Below are 14,847 nucleotides of genomic sequence, written 5' to 3'. Positions count from 1 at the left end.
ACTGATGTTTTTGTGTGTTGTCTGAGGAATGGTTTAGCCGACAGCCAACCCATCATGCTATCTTCGAAATCATTAGGCTAATTCTCGAGTCTTAATAAGCAATTTTTCATGACGACAGGGGACATCGTGTTGCCCTGTAGTCTCAATTCATTTAGCTGCTATGTTTTTGTCTTGGCGACAGCACCTTCTTCAACTATGTTCAAAGATACGTGTCTCTTGAGAAGTAGCACAGCTGAAGTGGAGGATTCTGCGACAGTCGAGTTTTGGCCGCGGCCTCAGGCGGCTGGGTTGTGGGCCTTTCTGTCTCGGATGCTGCATTCCTATTTTTTGCTTTCCGCGGCTTTGACCTGTCTATTCACAATGGGATGCTCCAACGTTTCCTGCCGCAATGCCCCCTCAATTACTGGTCAACCCGCGAATCAGACGGTTACGGTTGGGGAGCCAGCAATCTTCACAGTGGCGGCAACCGGCGTTCAGTCGTACCAATGGTTCAGGAATGGTCAGGCGATCGTCGGCGCTACTCAAGCTATCTATATCACCCCTGTATCTAACGCTGTAGACAACGGGGCATCTTTCAGTGTGTCTGTGTCCGGCTACTTCGGTATGCTCCGTAGCGGTCCTGCGACGTTGACGGTAAAGCCACCGGCTTTGAATCAGGTTCTCTTTGTCGCTCCCAACGGCGATGACTCTAACGCAGGCACGATCGATCAGCCGTATAAGACGATTCAACACTGCGCTGCCACAATCGATGAAGGAGGAACTTGCGAGATCCGCTCCGGAACTTATCGTGAAGCGATCACACCGAACTCCAATATTACCATCACGGCGTACCACTTTGAGCCTGTCGTGATAGACGGGTCAGACCCTGTGACTGGATGGATGCTTGATCACGGTTCCGTCTATAAGGCAAAGGTTACGCTGAACGCAGATGACAGCAATCAGATCTTCCTTGGTACCGAGATGATGACCGAGGCCCGTTGGCCCAACGGTAACGACCTCTTCTATATCAATTGGGCGAAGGCCGAGAAGGGGACCAGTAGTAGCCAGATTGTTGACTCTAAAATACCGCACCTTGATTGGACAGCGGCCAAGGTGCACCTCTGGAGCGGCTCCGATCCCTTCGGGCATCAGACCGGCAGTGTCATATCCTCTGGAGTCGGCCAAATAGGTATTGATGTGGGTCAAACCGCAATATGCCCTTTTATTTGCCCTTCGGAAAACGGCTACTTTTATCTCTATGGGACGCTCAAGGCTCTGGACGCTGAGCGCGAGTGGTTTTACGACGTCAACTCCTCGACGCTGTATTTCATGGCTCCGGGTGGGGCCGATCCCAATAAACTTGATGTCCGCAGCAAGCAACGTCCTTACGCGTTCGACCTTCGAGGGAAGACGGGAGTAACCGTTGCAAACTTATCGATCTTTGCCGGGACTATCATCACCGACGAACAGAGTTCGAACAACACTTTGGACCGCATCAATGCGCAATATGTCTCGCAGTTTACCGATTTACCTCCGGCGGCAGACGACCCCACCGGGATCAACTTCAGCCTCCTTCAGGTCCATGTTGGGGATACGGGGATTATCCTAAACGGCACGGGGAACACCATTCAAAACAGCTCCATTAACTTTAGTGCCGGCACTGGCATCGCCGTCCTAGGCAACAACAATACAGTCAGAAACAACCTAATCCAAAATGTCGACTACGTTGGCGACTATGCCTCCGGCATCTACCTGGATGGCAGCAACAACGCCGTCCAATACAACACGATTTCGAATGTAGGCCGACAAGGGATCTATCTTCAGGGCGTAGTCAATCAGGATTTGGGCTATAACAACATCTTCAACGGGATGTTGCTCAGCAGAGACGGCGGAGAGATCTACGCCTGCTGTAACCAAGCTGCTACTGGAACCAGAATTCACCACAACTGGCTACACGACACCCAGGCTGCGACCCCCGGCCAGGCAGATACTTATCCACTCTCAGGTCTCGGAATAGATAATGGCAGTGGTGGTTTCGAAGCATCTCAAAACGTGCTGTGGAACAACAAAAAATATAACATCTTGATCAACGGTGTGACGAACAATTCTCCCAACAACAATCTCATTGTGAACAATACGATTCCCGACAGTTCGTCGGGCGCCGAAATCGAGATTACCTATGTACAGAGTTGTGCCTCGACTCGGATAACCGATAACAAGGTTGTGAAGGAAGTAGCTGAATCGTCGAACGGGAGCTCGTGCACGTTGTCTAACAATAGCGGAATGGGTCCCGGGGCTACCGAGATGACGACCTCTAGTGAAGTTGGGTGCAACTTCTTTGGCTGCTCGTCGAACCGCCCCCCAGCGATTGTAGGTGAAGACTCCGTTACCTCGTGTCCAGTTGATCCCACTCAATCAGTTCCTTAGCTGATTTGATGCTTCACTGATGAAAGGCTTCCATATGCATACCGAAACAAAGATCGGCGGTCGACGACTGAATGAAACCTCGCAGGAGAACGAGCCCCTGGTTTCTATTATTACCGTGGTATTTCGAGCTAGCCAAGATCTTCCAGCACTGCTGGACAGTGTATTTCGCCTCAAGGGTAATGACGTGGAGTTGATCGTCGTGGATGGCGGGTCGAACGACGGAACCACCGATCTACTTCGTGAACACGACTCCCAAATAGACTACTGGATCAGCGAGGCCGATCGTGGAATTTACGATGCAATGAATAAAGCGATCAGGTCGGCGCGAGGAAAATTCTTGCTCCATCTCAATGCTGGAGACAGGCTCCTCTCCATTCCACGCCGCGAACTCGAAGAGGCTGCATCAAGCGGGGTAGAGATTGCCGCGTTCCGCGTATCCATTGATGGTCGCTACGACTTTAGGCCGTCTCACGGTATGGAACTCAGATTCAACAATACGTTGCACCACCAGGGGACATTTTTTCGGAGGGAGACGTTTCCTGTGTATGACATTCGGTACAAAGTATTCGCGGATTTCGATATGAATCAAAAGTTCGCTCTTGGCGGAGTGAAGATGAAGATGTTCGATCAAGTGGTCGCATTCCACTCAACAGATGGGGTTTCAAGCGCGCCAAGCCGCTCGACGAACAGGGAGTTTTTCCGAATCATTAGAAAAAACTATGGACTGCACTACCTTCCAGGAGCTTGGATGTTGTGCAAGTGGCGCGGCCTCAAATCGAGGTTAGGACTACACAACTAAGAAAGATGATGCCGCTGGTTTTGGCTTGAGATTACTCATAGAAGAGTTGCGAGGCGCGTCCCGGTGGGCGGCGTGCAGTGGGGCAGCGATCGCTTGTGAGAGAAGGTTATTTCGTAGACGGTACCAACTTGTTCACGATGGTCTGATATGCTTCTCCGAACTCTCGTTGCCGAGCGGGAAAGCGGGCCATGGCTCTCGTCTGCATATCGGCATCTTGATGAATATCAAATCCATCATTCGCAGCGATCATTGCTGCGGCTAGTTCATCCGGATTCTCTGGAGAGAAGAATATGCCGCGTTCCGGTGCCTGCTCGCGGTGTACCGGTATGTCAGAGAGGAGAACCTGCTTGCCCATCGACTTTGCCTCCTCGACGCTGGTGCTCCACCCCTCAAAAAGGGAGGGATTGATGAAGGCGGTTGCGTGCTGCATGAGGCCGGCAAGATGATGGAATGGAATCTGGCCCAGAACGCGAAAGCGGTCCAAGACGTCGCATTGTTCAGCGTATTGCATCAACGAAGGGAAGAAAGCGGGATTGCGATAGTCACTCGATGAACCGGTGGCGAGAACAAGAAATTTCTTATCTTGTAGTTTGAGCTGATGCAATGCACTGATCACGACTCGATGATTTTTGTGAGCCCAAAACTGATTTGGCAGCAGAAAAAAAGGCTCGGCAAAGTTGTAGATCTGTCTCAAGTCCTCCAGGCTGGCGGCGTTGGCGAGCGGTACTGGAGTGGCGACAAATCGGAGAAGCCTAACCTTATGGGCATACTGGGGAGCAAAAGATATCAGGTCGCCGGCAGCGCACTTGCTACTAACTACCACCGCGTCACAGTGTTCGCATGCGCTCATGAAGTCTCGGTCCCGGCGTGTTCGTTCTTCTGGAGTAAAAAACTTTGGAAGATGGATGTGCTGAAGATCGGGGATCCATCCGACTGTCTTGATCGTCTTGCTTTGCCCGGTTTGAAAAGAATGGGACAGAACCGAAATATGGTGTTTCTTCAGCAGTCTCCACAAGGGAATGTCCTGTGAGGCCGTTTTTATCAAAACCCTGCGTGCGAACCGGGCGGCAGTCTTGTGGTCAAACATCGACGAAGTGACGACTTCAATATCGTGGAAATCAGATAAATCTTCATGATGTTCCCCTGTGAAGATGACTGGGGTTATCGTATGGTCAGGCACTGCCTGGATGGCGGCGAACAGATTTCGCAGGTAGTTTTTTCCGCCAAGCCAATGTCCCGGAGGCAAGACAAATCCAATCCGTATCTTCTCGCTCATAGTCCCCGTGAACTGCTCTTCCACCACGCAGCGTATTCGTCCATCCCCTGTTTCCATTGGCGTTTGGGAGCCCATCCCCACTCCCTGGAACCCTTGATATCCGCTACGTACCGACTGGGATCTCCTGTTCTTTTAACCCCGGAGAATGTCAGCTTTGAATCTCTCTGAGGAAAACTGCTCTTGAGGTGAGTCAGGACCTCTCTCACGGTGATTCCCTCGCCGCTGCCACCGTTGACCGTAGGGCATTCGACGGACGCGTTTTCAGTGGCGGCAAGGAGCAGTTCTGCAGCATCCTCGACATGCAGCCAGTCACGCACTTCATCACCAGTTCCCGTAAAGATACTGTCGCCAGCGGCGAACTTGCGGCAGGCATCCCACAGCAACTGTTTCTGCAGGCCACAACCGTAGATGGAGAAGAGGCGCACGATGGCGGTGGATGTTCCAAACTGACGGGCATACGAAGCGATGAACAATTCGGCCATCAGCTTATGCACTCCGTACTGAGAGATAGGAGCCGCATTTTGGTCAGCCGTGATCGGGAGATGGTCGACCGCGCCATATACGCTCGCGCTTGAGGGATAGACGACGCTACATTGTGGAGCAACAGTGCGAACATATTCGAGTACCTGCGCGGTTGTTTCTACAGTGCGCATGAAGTCTGCGATGGGATTCTCGATCGAGAATGCGACCGATCCGCCGCCGGCGCAATGAACGATCACCGATGGATCTTCGGTGTGCTCCCTCAGCGTCGCCAGGGTTACATCTGCTGACGTCCACGCGGCGAGCCCCCACTGCTCCCACTCGTCCCGCAGCCATCCTCCGTGGCCGATTCCGAGCACGCGGTAGCCCTCCCGCGCAAAGACGCGGGCCACATGTCTACCAACAAAACCGTTCGCACCAGTAACGAGTACCGTTTGACGGGACATCTCAAGAAACCTCTACCAGAGGAAGTTGATTGAGAATGGCAAGCTCCTGCGAGTCTGTCATGACAGCCACTCTACCATCGGGGTCGCGTGACTCTCGAAACTGCGACTTCTTAAAGCCTTGTATGGAAGTGAGTTCCGGAAGGGTTGGAGGTCTCAACTCCTTTCGTACGAAAAAGGCATTGTTGCCGGCCGTGTTGCATCCGACGAAGGAGTATCCTTTTCGCTCACTCAACAGACAAAGTGCGGCCAGCGACGCGCCGTAATAGATATTTGAGCGGTGTGCGTTGCCTCTTACGAAACTGGCGTCATAGGGGACGGTCACCGATCTTTCGGGTCCGAAGCGGGAGTTGTACTCCAACACCACCACGCTCGGAATGATAACGTTGATGGCCTCCCACACCCAGTAGTCGTTCCCATCGATGTCAACTGACAGCAGGCCGATCGGGCCTTCGATGCCATTGCGAAGGATGAGATTGTTTACGTTATCTCGAGTAATGAACGAGTTTTCGGCCTTGAGGTTATAGCGCCAGTAGATATCGTCGTTCTTTATATAGTCGACGTGTTTGGAGCTCCCGTCGATGACCAGTCCCGCCCAGTTGTGATTCGTAAGCAGAAAACGAGTGTTTGATTCCGTGTAATTTTCTACTCCAAACTCCACAAAGACCTTCCGAGAGACTGCCACATGACGCAAAAGATGCTGCAAAATGCCATCTTCGCCCCACTGTGAAAAAGTTCTGAACTCGGCCCTCTGGAGGTCTGCGATCGGAAGATCTTGCAGCTGCCTTTGCTCGATTCTGCCCAATGCTTCCTGGATCTTTTTGCAGCGCTCTTCGATGGAGCGAAGGCTTCGCACGCTGGCTTTCAAAGCGGAAAAAAACATTCAATACACCTTTAAGGTATAAGTCTAAAGAACCGCTACGGAGGATCCTCCGGCTGTGACGTGTGATCTCGATTGTCTCGAAGATCATAAAGCGGCTCTCATTCACGATTGTACTGGAGTGCCCACGTTGTCGCTTCATCACATAGTCGGTGACCTTCAGCTATCAGGATCATGGCTAGGGTTCCGCATGGCCAATTGTTTTGGCCGGATTGCCGGCGACGATTGCATAGGCAGGAACATCCTTTGTCACGACGGTCGCCGCTCCAACTATCGCTCCGCGGCCTATCCTTACGCCCTTGAGAATGGTTGAATTGAAACCGATCCAAGCATCATCTTCAATCACGATGGGGGCAGACGCAACATCTTCGAGATGAACAGGGTGGCCTTTAGAAAAAATCTCAATGATGTGCAGACGGCGTTTTTCGGCTGATAACGAATGAGCATTATGATCGTGGATGTTTACATTGTGCGAGATGAGTACCCTGTCCCCAATCGCGATTGAATCCGCCGACCAGATACGGGAATGTTCTCCAACAAAGCAGGATTCCCCAATCTTAATGATTCCTCCGTGGCCGAGAACAAGAAGTTGTCCTAAAATCTGAGAGCGAGCAGCGATTACTATGGCTTCCCTTTTCGCTTGATTGTTCTCGACCCGGCTTGAGGGATGCAAATGCGCGCCTTCTCCAAGGAGGCAGCTCTCTTTTTTGTGAAGAAGTTCCGCTTTTTCGACGAGCCGAGAGAATGTACAAAAAAACTTGTGAGCTAATTTGAAAAAAGTCTTCATCTAAATCTCCGCCCTTGTGATTTAGCCGAGTGGCTGTATATTTTCTGCGGTCATTCAGTCTTTAAAACACTTGTCTGAAATTTGGCGGAGCCTTCGCGAGATACGATGGACCAGCGACGTTGTAAACAGACCTTGAAGGTACCGATCGGTACTACGTGATGGAACGAAACTGGATGGATGGCGGAGAGGAAACTCGATGGCTCTTCGGGGTTGAATAAGGCGTGAGTCTATCTCCGCTGTGTGCGTTGCATCCATCCCGAAACCTATGTTCGATATCAGATTGGTTCGCGGGATGATATTGAGCGAATTGTTCTTCAATCGCGTGTAGAGCCATTGATAATCCCAGGTATTTGGTCCTGTGCGGTTGTGCATCGCATCGAAGATCTCTGTCCAATAGGCGACCGCTTTCGAGTCTCCAAAGATTTCAGAGAGCATCTTCTCCTGTTTCAGCTTCGGCCAATCTTTGAGATAGCGATCATATCGCTGCCACTCCGATCTCCAACTTGCCCACCCCCAGATGCCGCCCAGTTGGGAGAAGTAGTAGCTGGAATCCGTGTTGAGGTATTTCTCCACCAGATTCGTGCCAGTGATGGAGGCGACTCGGTCATCTCCGCGATATCGCTCAAGCAACTCCTGACAGAACGGGAAAAAAGACAGGTCGGGAAGGCAGTCGTCCTCCAGGATTATTGCCTCTTCCACCAGCGAGAAGACCCAGTCCAAGCCACTTATAACCCTTTCCTGGCAGCCAAGGTTTCCGTCAGCGAAGTTTGTGTAGACCTCGCATGGCCAATCGACCTGTGCAACGATGTCGCGCACTTTGAGACAGGCTTCTGCTTCGCCGTGGCGATCGTTTCTAGGGCCATCTGCTACTAGCAGCAATTTTATTGGTCGGACCTGTGCGATAGCCTCGAACACCTGGCGTGTGGTCTCGGGCCGCTTAAACACAAACAACGCCACAGGAGTTTGCAGTGCTTCGGGTTGCATGAACGTGGTCTACCTACCTCAGCCGAAGGATAGCGGGATCAGACGAACCTGCTGACCTCCTTGCTATAGTCTACAGATAGGAAGACGCACCATGCCGCGACGATACGAGTATTCCTCCTGGCGAGAAGACCGGGGTCGAATGACGAGTGCTGAAGATACCGCGAAATGGGAGATTCGGTTCTCCTCTCCAATACGCCAATGGTTCAAAGGGATCTCGACTTGAAGCAGTCAGTACTTGGCGCCCGCATAGCAAGAGAGTCAGACAAAATTGGACCCGGACTCCGCAAGATCATGGGGAACATGGGCTGGTTGATGGTCGACCGGATCGTCCGAATGGGAACAGGGCTTTTCGTCGGGGTGTGGGTCGCACGATATCTCGGCCCTGCGCAGTTTGGCAGTTTGAACTTTGCCCTCGCGTTCGTCGCTTTGTTTGCGACGATCACCACGCTCGGCCTCGACGGCATCGTGATCCGCGAACTTCTGCATCATCCCGAGGACGCCCACGAGATTCTGGGCACGTCCCTTGCGCTGCGAAGCGTTGGCAGTCTGGTAGCAGTATGCGGGTCAATCGGTAGTCTTAGGCTGATCCAGCCTAACGACAGGCAAGCTCTGCTGCTGGTGAGCATCATCTCGCTGACGTTGATCTTCCAGGCGTTCGATACGATCGACTATCTCTTCCAATCGCAGGTGCAATCCAAGATCACGGTCTGGGCGAAGAACGCGGCTTTTCTGATCTTCGCTGTGGTACGAGTGTCGCTGATCTATGTCAAAGCGCCTCTATGGACATTTGCAGCGGCAAACGCTGGTGAGTTTGCGCTGGGCGCGATCGGGCTCGTGCTCGGCTATCGCTTCTCAGGTGGCAGAATGATCTCCTGGAAGAGCAGCAAGAAAAGGGCAATACAGTTGCTTCAACAGAGTTGGCCCGCGCTGTTTTCTGGGATGGCGATCATGATCTATATGCGGCTGGACATGGTCATGCTCAAGATGATGAAGGGAGATCTGGCGGTCGGTCTGTACTCGGCAGCTACGAAAATATCGGAGATCTGGTACTTTATTCCAGCTGCCATCGTCTCTTCCGTTTCTCCTGCGATTATGCGGGCAAAGGACGATCACGAACTCTTTTATGGAAGGCTGCGCAAACTATTCTCGTTGATGACGATGCTAGCCTGCGTCATCGGTTCGCTGGTGGCGCTGGCCTCCCACGCAATCGTTCGCATCCTGTACTCGAATAGTTACAGCGGAGCGGCGCCAGTGCTCGCAGTTCACATCTGGGCGTCTGTTTTTGTTTTTCTGGGCCTCGCGCAGGCTCCCTGGGACATTACCAAGAACCTGTTGAAATTGTCCCTCTACCGATCGATTGCAGGGGCGGTTATCAATGTTGCCTTCAACGTCGTTCTGATTCCTAGATATGCAGCGTTGGGGGCTGCCATCGCCACGGTGGTCTCCTATGCAATTTCGGCAGTATTTGCGAATGCACTGAGCCGCGAGACTCGGCCAATATTCTTTATGCAAATGCGATCGTTTTTGCCGGCAAAGATCTGGAACTTTTCAGATTGAACTCAAGAGGCTAGAGACTGTTTTTGTGCAGAGAACCCTGCATCTCTAAGAGCTTCAGGATCGGATGTTTTTGCCTTCCGTGCGCTCGAGTCAACTTGAGAGGGCGGCAACAATCGAAACAGCACGGTGTTCATCGTCTTTGCGACGATCGAGTAGTTCTGGCTTAACAGCAGATGCCCCGCGGCGTCAGAGCTGATCTCTTCGAAAGTTGTGGAACCGAAACACTCTACCAGAATGAACTCTGGCGAGTATCGGCGCCAATCGTTCGATAGAAGTACATCAAAGTCCAAACCCTCAACATCGACAGTCAACAGATCAATCTTGGTATCTGGAGGAACATACTGATCGAGCAACTGCCACAATGGTCTGGTCGTTATGTTGACCTTCTTGATGATGGAATAGATCCCACCGACACGGTCCATTGCGAGATCTTCTTTGAAGGTATTCAGCGCGGGCTCATTGAAAATGTAGTAAGTCAGTTCCTGGGCGGCAGAGGACACTGCAGCTTCCACGTTGATGTCCTTCGGGCGGATCTGCTTGAACAAGGTCATGCTACCTGGATTGGCATCTATGTTGAGCCCACGCCACCCCCTGCGATACAGGTTATAGGTGTTTGAGTATCGTTTGGGGTGGTGTGCTCCGACATCGACATAAAAACCAGATTGCTTTTGCTCAAGAAATCGCTCCAGGATCATGTCCTCGCCCTCTTGAGAGTAGGATTTTTTGGCGTAAGTTTTCAACCAATTCTCTCGAAAGGGATAGAGGGCCCTCAAGAGTGTTTTTGGCAAGAGAGCTTTGATCAAACTTCTCATTTTCCTCCAATGATATCGCTGAACCGAGTAGTCTTTAATAGACTATCGCACCGTCCTCCGTGTTTGTCTTTACAGAGTGTTCGCCATCTATCTACCCGTGTGTGTCAAGTCTCAGTCCATTGGGCTAGTCAAGTCAAAGCCGCAGACATGCTCACCAGATTCGCGAAAGATCAGTGAGGTTTCAGCGTGAGTGGCTCAGCCAGGTCTTAGGATTGCTCCGACAACGACAGCAGTGATGGAGCCTGTGACGTTTTACCTGCGCGATCGAACGCGTTCCCCGATGACGCCGTAATCTTCTATCGGTTGGACCCGGTCGCTTCTCCCATGATTGGATGAGATGCCGCAAACGGCGCTGCCCCCGCTCAACACGCTGTCAGTAGCTACCGACGCTCTCACAACATCGTGCTTCAGCAGATAGAACGATACCGCCAGCAGCACGACGTCTTTCATCAGGAAGGCGACGTTCCCCACCATCGCAGGAAATCCGCCCGCCGACTGAGCCCAGCCATCTGGCATAAACGGGATGATCGTGATTGTCGTGATAAACGTCATCACCGAGCCCAGTGCTCCCAGTGCTCCCAGCTTCTTGTTCCAGAAGCCCGCCAGGATCAACGCGCCGAACAACCACTCGGAGACACCCAGAAGATACGTCGAGCCCTTCATCCCGAAGACCGAGTACATCCAGAAGATCAAAGGCCCATGTGTGAAGAACGGAACGAGACCTTGCATCTCGTAGTCAAACCACTTCTGATACCCAAAGAAGAAGTAGATGATCACCATCGAAACCCGAATCAGGTGATAGTCCAGGTCTCCCTGAAACGGCGCTGCCTTTGATAGAAACTTAGTAAGCTTGTCCATAGTTGTCTCCATTCGCTCCGGGAGCGCAACGCTGTACACGCGGCTCACAGCTTCACCTCAACTACAGGAAAGTCGATCTCGGTATCGGCAAGTTCATTGGCATAGTTGGTGAACGTATTCACAACGACATTGGCAACGACCTCCATCATCAGGCCGTCATCAATTCCAGCCTTTCGCGCGCGCTCAATATCCTTGTCCGAAACATGACCACGTTGACGAACGATGCTCTTCGCAAACGAGGCCAGCGCGCGCTCAAATGGATCCTCGCTGTCTGCTGTACGCGCCTTCAGCGCCTCCGCCTCGCTCACACCGGCAGACTTCGCCAACGCGGTATGCGCCGCGAGGCAGTACCGGCACTCGTTCTCCTGCGCCACGGTTAGCGACAGAATCTCGCGCTGACGGGCGGAAAGGCGGCCATGCGACAGCGCCTTCGACAGCGACAGAAATCCATCGAGAGCCACGGACGAATGTGCAAGCGTGGCAAAGAGGTTCGGGACCATACCCAGGCTCGCCTTCACCTGATTGAGGGTGGTGGCAACCTTAGGACTAACATTCGACGAAACAACAGGGGCAATACGGGACATCGTCTTCTCCAATCTCCTGTGACGCCTCAGCGCCCATCAGGAACCATCTGGAGATAAGATGGTACGTATTGTTGCTTAGGATATCGTTTGTATACCTTCTAGTCTCATGGGGATCACATGGATCGACTCGCCCCATTCTTCGAGCAGTTCACCCTCTCCGCCCGGATGTTCTACTCCGGAGCCTTCTGCGGTATCTCCCCGAACCTCGACGAACAGGCCGGCTATCTTCATGTGCTCAAAGAGGGAAGACTGACGATCGCTCACCCCAATGCTCGGCCGATCGTCGTCGATACCCCGAGCATCGTCTTCCTCCCACGCCCTCACGAGCATCGCCTTCACGCCTCAGAGGAGGAGCGCACCGAACTCATCTGCGCAACCGTCGAGTTTGGCACCGGCATGTTGAACCCCCTCACTGCCTCCTTCCCCGAGCCATTCGTCGTCCCTCTCGACGCCCTGCCCGAACTCGCCCCCACCCTCGAGCTCCTCTTCTCCGAGTCCTCCTCCGACTACCCCGGTCGCCAGACCGCCCTCGATCGCCTCTTCGAATACGTCCTCGTGCTCCTCTTCCGCTCAGCCATGAACGCACACCTCGTTGATAGCGGCGTATTGCTTGGGCTCAGCGATGATCGTCTCAGCAAGGCCATCGGGGCCATGCACAAGCAGCCTGAAATCTCCTGGTCGCTGGAACAGTTGGCGCAAATCTCAGGGATGTCACGGGCCCGCTTCGCCGCCCATTTCCGCAAGGTCGTCGGCATCACGCCGTTCGATTACCTGACGAACTGGCGCCTGGGAGTCGCCCAAACCATGTTGCGCAAGGGCAGTTCGCTCAAACTCATCGCAACCGCCGTCGGGTACACCAATGCCACCGCTCTCACCCGGGTCTTCACCCGGCGCCTCGGAATGTCTCCCTCCGACTGGCTGACTCGCAGCAAGCCTGGCACTGTCAAGAATCAAAGCTGATCTGAAGCCGCGCAACGTCACAAACCAAACCGTCCAGATCCAAAAGATCGGTCCAACTTGCAGGTGCTGCTGGCCTAATCCCACGCAATACCTTCAGTGCACTGAGGAGCGGGGAATTGAGATCTGGTGGGCCCGGAGGGATTTGAACCCCCAACCAAGGGATTATGAGTCCCCTGCTCTAACCGTTGAGCTACAGGCCCTTCGATAACATACGATCCTTCGAGACGCGCTGTGTTGGGATTTTGTGGAGGTCGAAGCCCCCTGCCCGTTCCAGAGCCCTACGACTGAAGGTCCGAGCCGGTTAAAGGCGAGTTGCACAGACTCCGGCGTTGCAGGAACATATCGCTGGCTCACTGTCACGCTGGAATGACCGGCCAGCTCTTTGATTGTAAATGCATCGGCGGCCACCTGACCAAGCGAGGTCGATACCCGATTCACCCGAGGAAAGAGTGTTTCCGACGAAGATGTCTTCGTCGTCAGGTTGAGTGAAGCTCCCGCGACTATGAACGCTCCTTGGACAGGTAGATCGGGCGCGCTCTCGTCCCGAATTTAGTGGCGCTTGACGCAGCTACTCAGACCAGAGCAATAAGTGTGTCTACCGCGGACTCCGATTTTGGAAGAGGATTCTGTTAAATCCAGTTAAGGATTACTAGCGTTCTTTCGCGGAGTTACTCCACGTACTTTGGTGCTGTTTCAAGAGTTCAGCCATTCTTCTGCTACTTCATTTTGAATTAATATCGGTTGCGCCAAACGGGCGTTATCCATAGATGAAGTCAGAGGAAGTCGCCGCGGGTTTCCAGATGCCCTGAAAGATACTAATACTTCCGTTTGCCCTGCAATGTTCTGCGCATTGATAACTATAGAGTCTACGATTCCACGGAATCTTTGGGGTTTTCCTTTGGCATGGCACGTGCTTGTTGAATGGCACAACCAAGGGTCATAAACGATAAGGTCCACCCGTGTACCGGCACAATTTCCTGATCCAAGCTGTGATTGCAGATCGTCACCTGAGTATTTCTGGAGGAATACAGAAAATGAAACATCTTCTTCGCGTCCTTTTTGTTCTGGCTCTGCTTTGTGGCGGTTCCAGCCTCGCCCATGCAAACGGCGTCGACTTCCGTATGACAGTTCTTGACCCTCCTTCGTGTGAACAAGGCAATACGTTTTGCCAAGAGTTCGATGGGGCAGATACCCTTCCCAGCGTTAGCCTGTCGACGGCTGCCTGCAACTCGGTGGGCATCAACCTTGGTCCGAACGCAACGCCGTACGGATGCTTTGTCCTGAGTAACTTTTCGGGTGAAACCATTGACAGCCTAACGCTTCATTTTCTTCTTGGGCCTCTTGGTAATCAGGATGCTAGCTGCGATTCACAGGGTCAGAGCGGAATTCCGAGTGCTCTAAACGTAGTGTCGTGTACTAATAACGAACAGACTGGGTTCTACGATCTCGTCTTTGGCGGTGGAGCAGGCGTTCCTACCGGCCAGAATCTCATTGTCTTCGAGCAAGGTGCAGACCCCAACCTGTTCCAGGGAGGAAACGGAACAGTTGGCGTTACACCTGAGCCTGACTCACTGCTATTGTTTTCGACCGGCGTCATGATGGCCGGCCTGTATATGTCGCGTCGGATCTGGACGACTTTCAGGAAAACCGCTGACGACAATCGCTGAGCAGAAGAGGTTTCTGAAACGGTTGTACTGTTATGTGAAGTGAGAAGAAAGCCCGGGCTCAGGCCTGGGCTTATTCGTTAAGAGAGGCGTCGGTAATCCCTGTGGTTGTTTAAGCAATGACCAATGAGGATCACTGCCTGTCCGATAGGCGGGCAGAGGTTTTGTACTGGGACCGGGTGGTTCGCAACTGATGGGGAACTGCTGTTACGTGGCCTGGATGGCAGATCGCGAGCCTGCAGCATTGCGGGACTGTGCCGCAAAGTCTCATCGTGTCAGAAAGATGACGTTGACAGGGGAGCTTCGATTTGCGTAACCTGCGGAGCAAGCACCCTGTGGGCTAACTACCTCCTCACC

The 14,847-nt window shown here is 52.9% G+C and carries 13 protein-coding genes and 1 tRNA gene; 5 read left to right on the top strand and 9 right to left on the bottom strand.

The features are described from left to right. Positions 1-456: 456 nt before the first annotated feature. Complete coding sequence (locus HDF09_RS21120) at positions 457-2,406, top strand: right-handed parallel beta-helix repeat-containing protein (protein WP_183765053.1); 1,950 nt, start codon at positions 457-459, stop codon at positions 2,404-2,406. Between the two features lie 34 nt (positions 2,407-2,440). Beyond that, a complete protein-coding gene (locus tag HDF09_RS09285; protein ID WP_183765050.1) occupies positions 2,441-3,205 on the top strand; it encodes a glycosyltransferase family 2 protein in 765 nt (254 codons plus the stop codon). Positions 3,206-3,311: 106 nt separating this feature from the next. On the opposite strand, the gene HDF09_RS09280 is transcribed toward HDF09_RS09285, so the two are convergent. The 5 genes from HDF09_RS09280 to HDF09_RS09260 all read right to left on the bottom strand — a co-directional run bounded on the left by HDF09_RS09280 (position 3,312) and on the right by HDF09_RS09260 (position 8,055). Next, positions 3,312-4,481: a glycosyltransferase family 4 protein gene (locus tag HDF09_RS09280; RefSeq protein WP_183765047.1), complete on the bottom strand. Its 1,170-nt coding sequence runs from the start codon at positions 4,479-4,481 to the stop codon at positions 3,312-3,314. Further along, positions 4,478-5,407: an NAD-dependent epimerase/dehydratase family protein gene (locus tag HDF09_RS09275; RefSeq protein WP_183765044.1), complete on the bottom strand. Its 930-nt coding sequence runs from the start codon at positions 5,405-5,407 to the stop codon at positions 4,478-4,480. Before HDF09_RS09275 ends, HDF09_RS09280 begins: the two co-directional genes overlap by 4 nt. Before the next feature lies 1 nt (position 5,408). Further along, positions 5,409-6,110, bottom strand: a complete 702-nt coding sequence (locus tag HDF09_RS09270) for a hypothetical protein (RefSeq protein WP_221270082.1) — start codon at positions 6,108-6,110, stop codon at positions 5,409-5,411. 352 nt (positions 6,111-6,462) lie between these two features. After that, positions 6,463-7,071: an acyltransferase gene (locus HDF09_RS09265; RefSeq protein ID WP_183765039.1), complete on the bottom strand. Its 609-nt coding sequence runs from the start codon at positions 7,069-7,071 to the stop codon at positions 6,463-6,465. 54 nt (positions 7,072-7,125) lie between these two features. Then, entirely contained in the window at positions 7,126-8,055 is a 930-nt protein-coding gene (locus HDF09_RS09260) for a glycosyltransferase family 2 protein (protein WP_183765036.1), read from the bottom strand. A 165-nt stretch (positions 8,056-8,220) separates the two neighbouring features. Between HDF09_RS09260 and HDF09_RS09255 the strand changes: the two genes are divergently transcribed. Beyond that, positions 8,221-9,612 carry a flippase gene (locus HDF09_RS09255; RefSeq protein ID WP_311719122.1) on the top strand — a complete coding sequence of 464 codons (1,392 nt, stop codon included), beginning with the start codon at positions 8,221-8,223 and terminating at the stop codon, positions 9,610-9,612. Positions 9,613-9,614: 2 nt separating this feature from the next. Here HDF09_RS09255 and HDF09_RS09250 read toward each other — a convergent pair whose 3' ends face one another. The 3 genes from HDF09_RS09250 to HDF09_RS09240 all read right to left on the bottom strand — a co-directional run bounded on the left by HDF09_RS09250 (position 9,615) and on the right by HDF09_RS09240 (position 11,866). After that, the gene (locus HDF09_RS09250) at positions 9,615-10,352 is read right to left on the bottom strand and encodes an FkbM family methyltransferase (protein WP_221270080.1); all 738 of its coding nucleotides are present in this window, start codon (positions 10,350-10,352) and stop codon (positions 9,615-9,617) included. Positions 10,353-10,676: 324 nt separating this feature from the next. Next, positions 10,677-11,282: a YkgB family protein gene (locus HDF09_RS09245; protein WP_183765029.1), complete on the bottom strand. Its 606-nt coding sequence runs from the start codon at positions 11,280-11,282 to the stop codon at positions 10,677-10,679. A 44-nt stretch (positions 11,283-11,326) separates the two neighbouring features. Beyond that, positions 11,327-11,866 (bottom strand): carboxymuconolactone decarboxylase family protein, encoded by a 540-nt coding sequence (locus HDF09_RS09240; protein WP_183765026.1) that lies wholly within the window; start codon positions 11,864-11,866, stop codon positions 11,327-11,329. 117 nt (positions 11,867-11,983) lie between these two features. On the opposite strand from HDF09_RS09240, the gene HDF09_RS09235 reads away from it, so the two are divergent. Beyond that, entirely contained in the window at positions 11,984-12,826 is an 843-nt protein-coding gene (locus HDF09_RS09235; protein WP_183765023.1) for an AraC family transcriptional regulator, read from the top strand. 124 nt (positions 12,827-12,950) lie between these two features. Here the strand turns inward: HDF09_RS09235 and HDF09_RS09230 are convergent. Next, positions 12,951-13,026: transfer RNA gene (locus HDF09_RS09230), tRNA-Ile, on the bottom strand. A gap of 834 nt (positions 13,027-13,860) precedes the next feature. Here HDF09_RS09230 and HDF09_RS09225 point away from each other — a divergent pair. Beyond that, a complete protein-coding gene (locus tag HDF09_RS09225) occupies positions 13,861-14,493 on the top strand; it encodes a hypothetical protein (RefSeq protein WP_183765020.1) in 633 nt (210 codons plus the stop codon). Positions 14,494-14,847 lie beyond the last annotated feature (354 nt).

This window comes from Edaphobacter lichenicola (genome assembly GCF_014201315.1).
Taxonomy (GTDB): domain Bacteria; phylum Acidobacteriota; class Terriglobia; order Terriglobales; family Acidobacteriaceae; genus Edaphobacter; species Edaphobacter lichenicola_B.
Note: the sequence above shows the minus strand (reverse complement) of the source record. Positions and strands in the feature narration are given on the sequence as shown.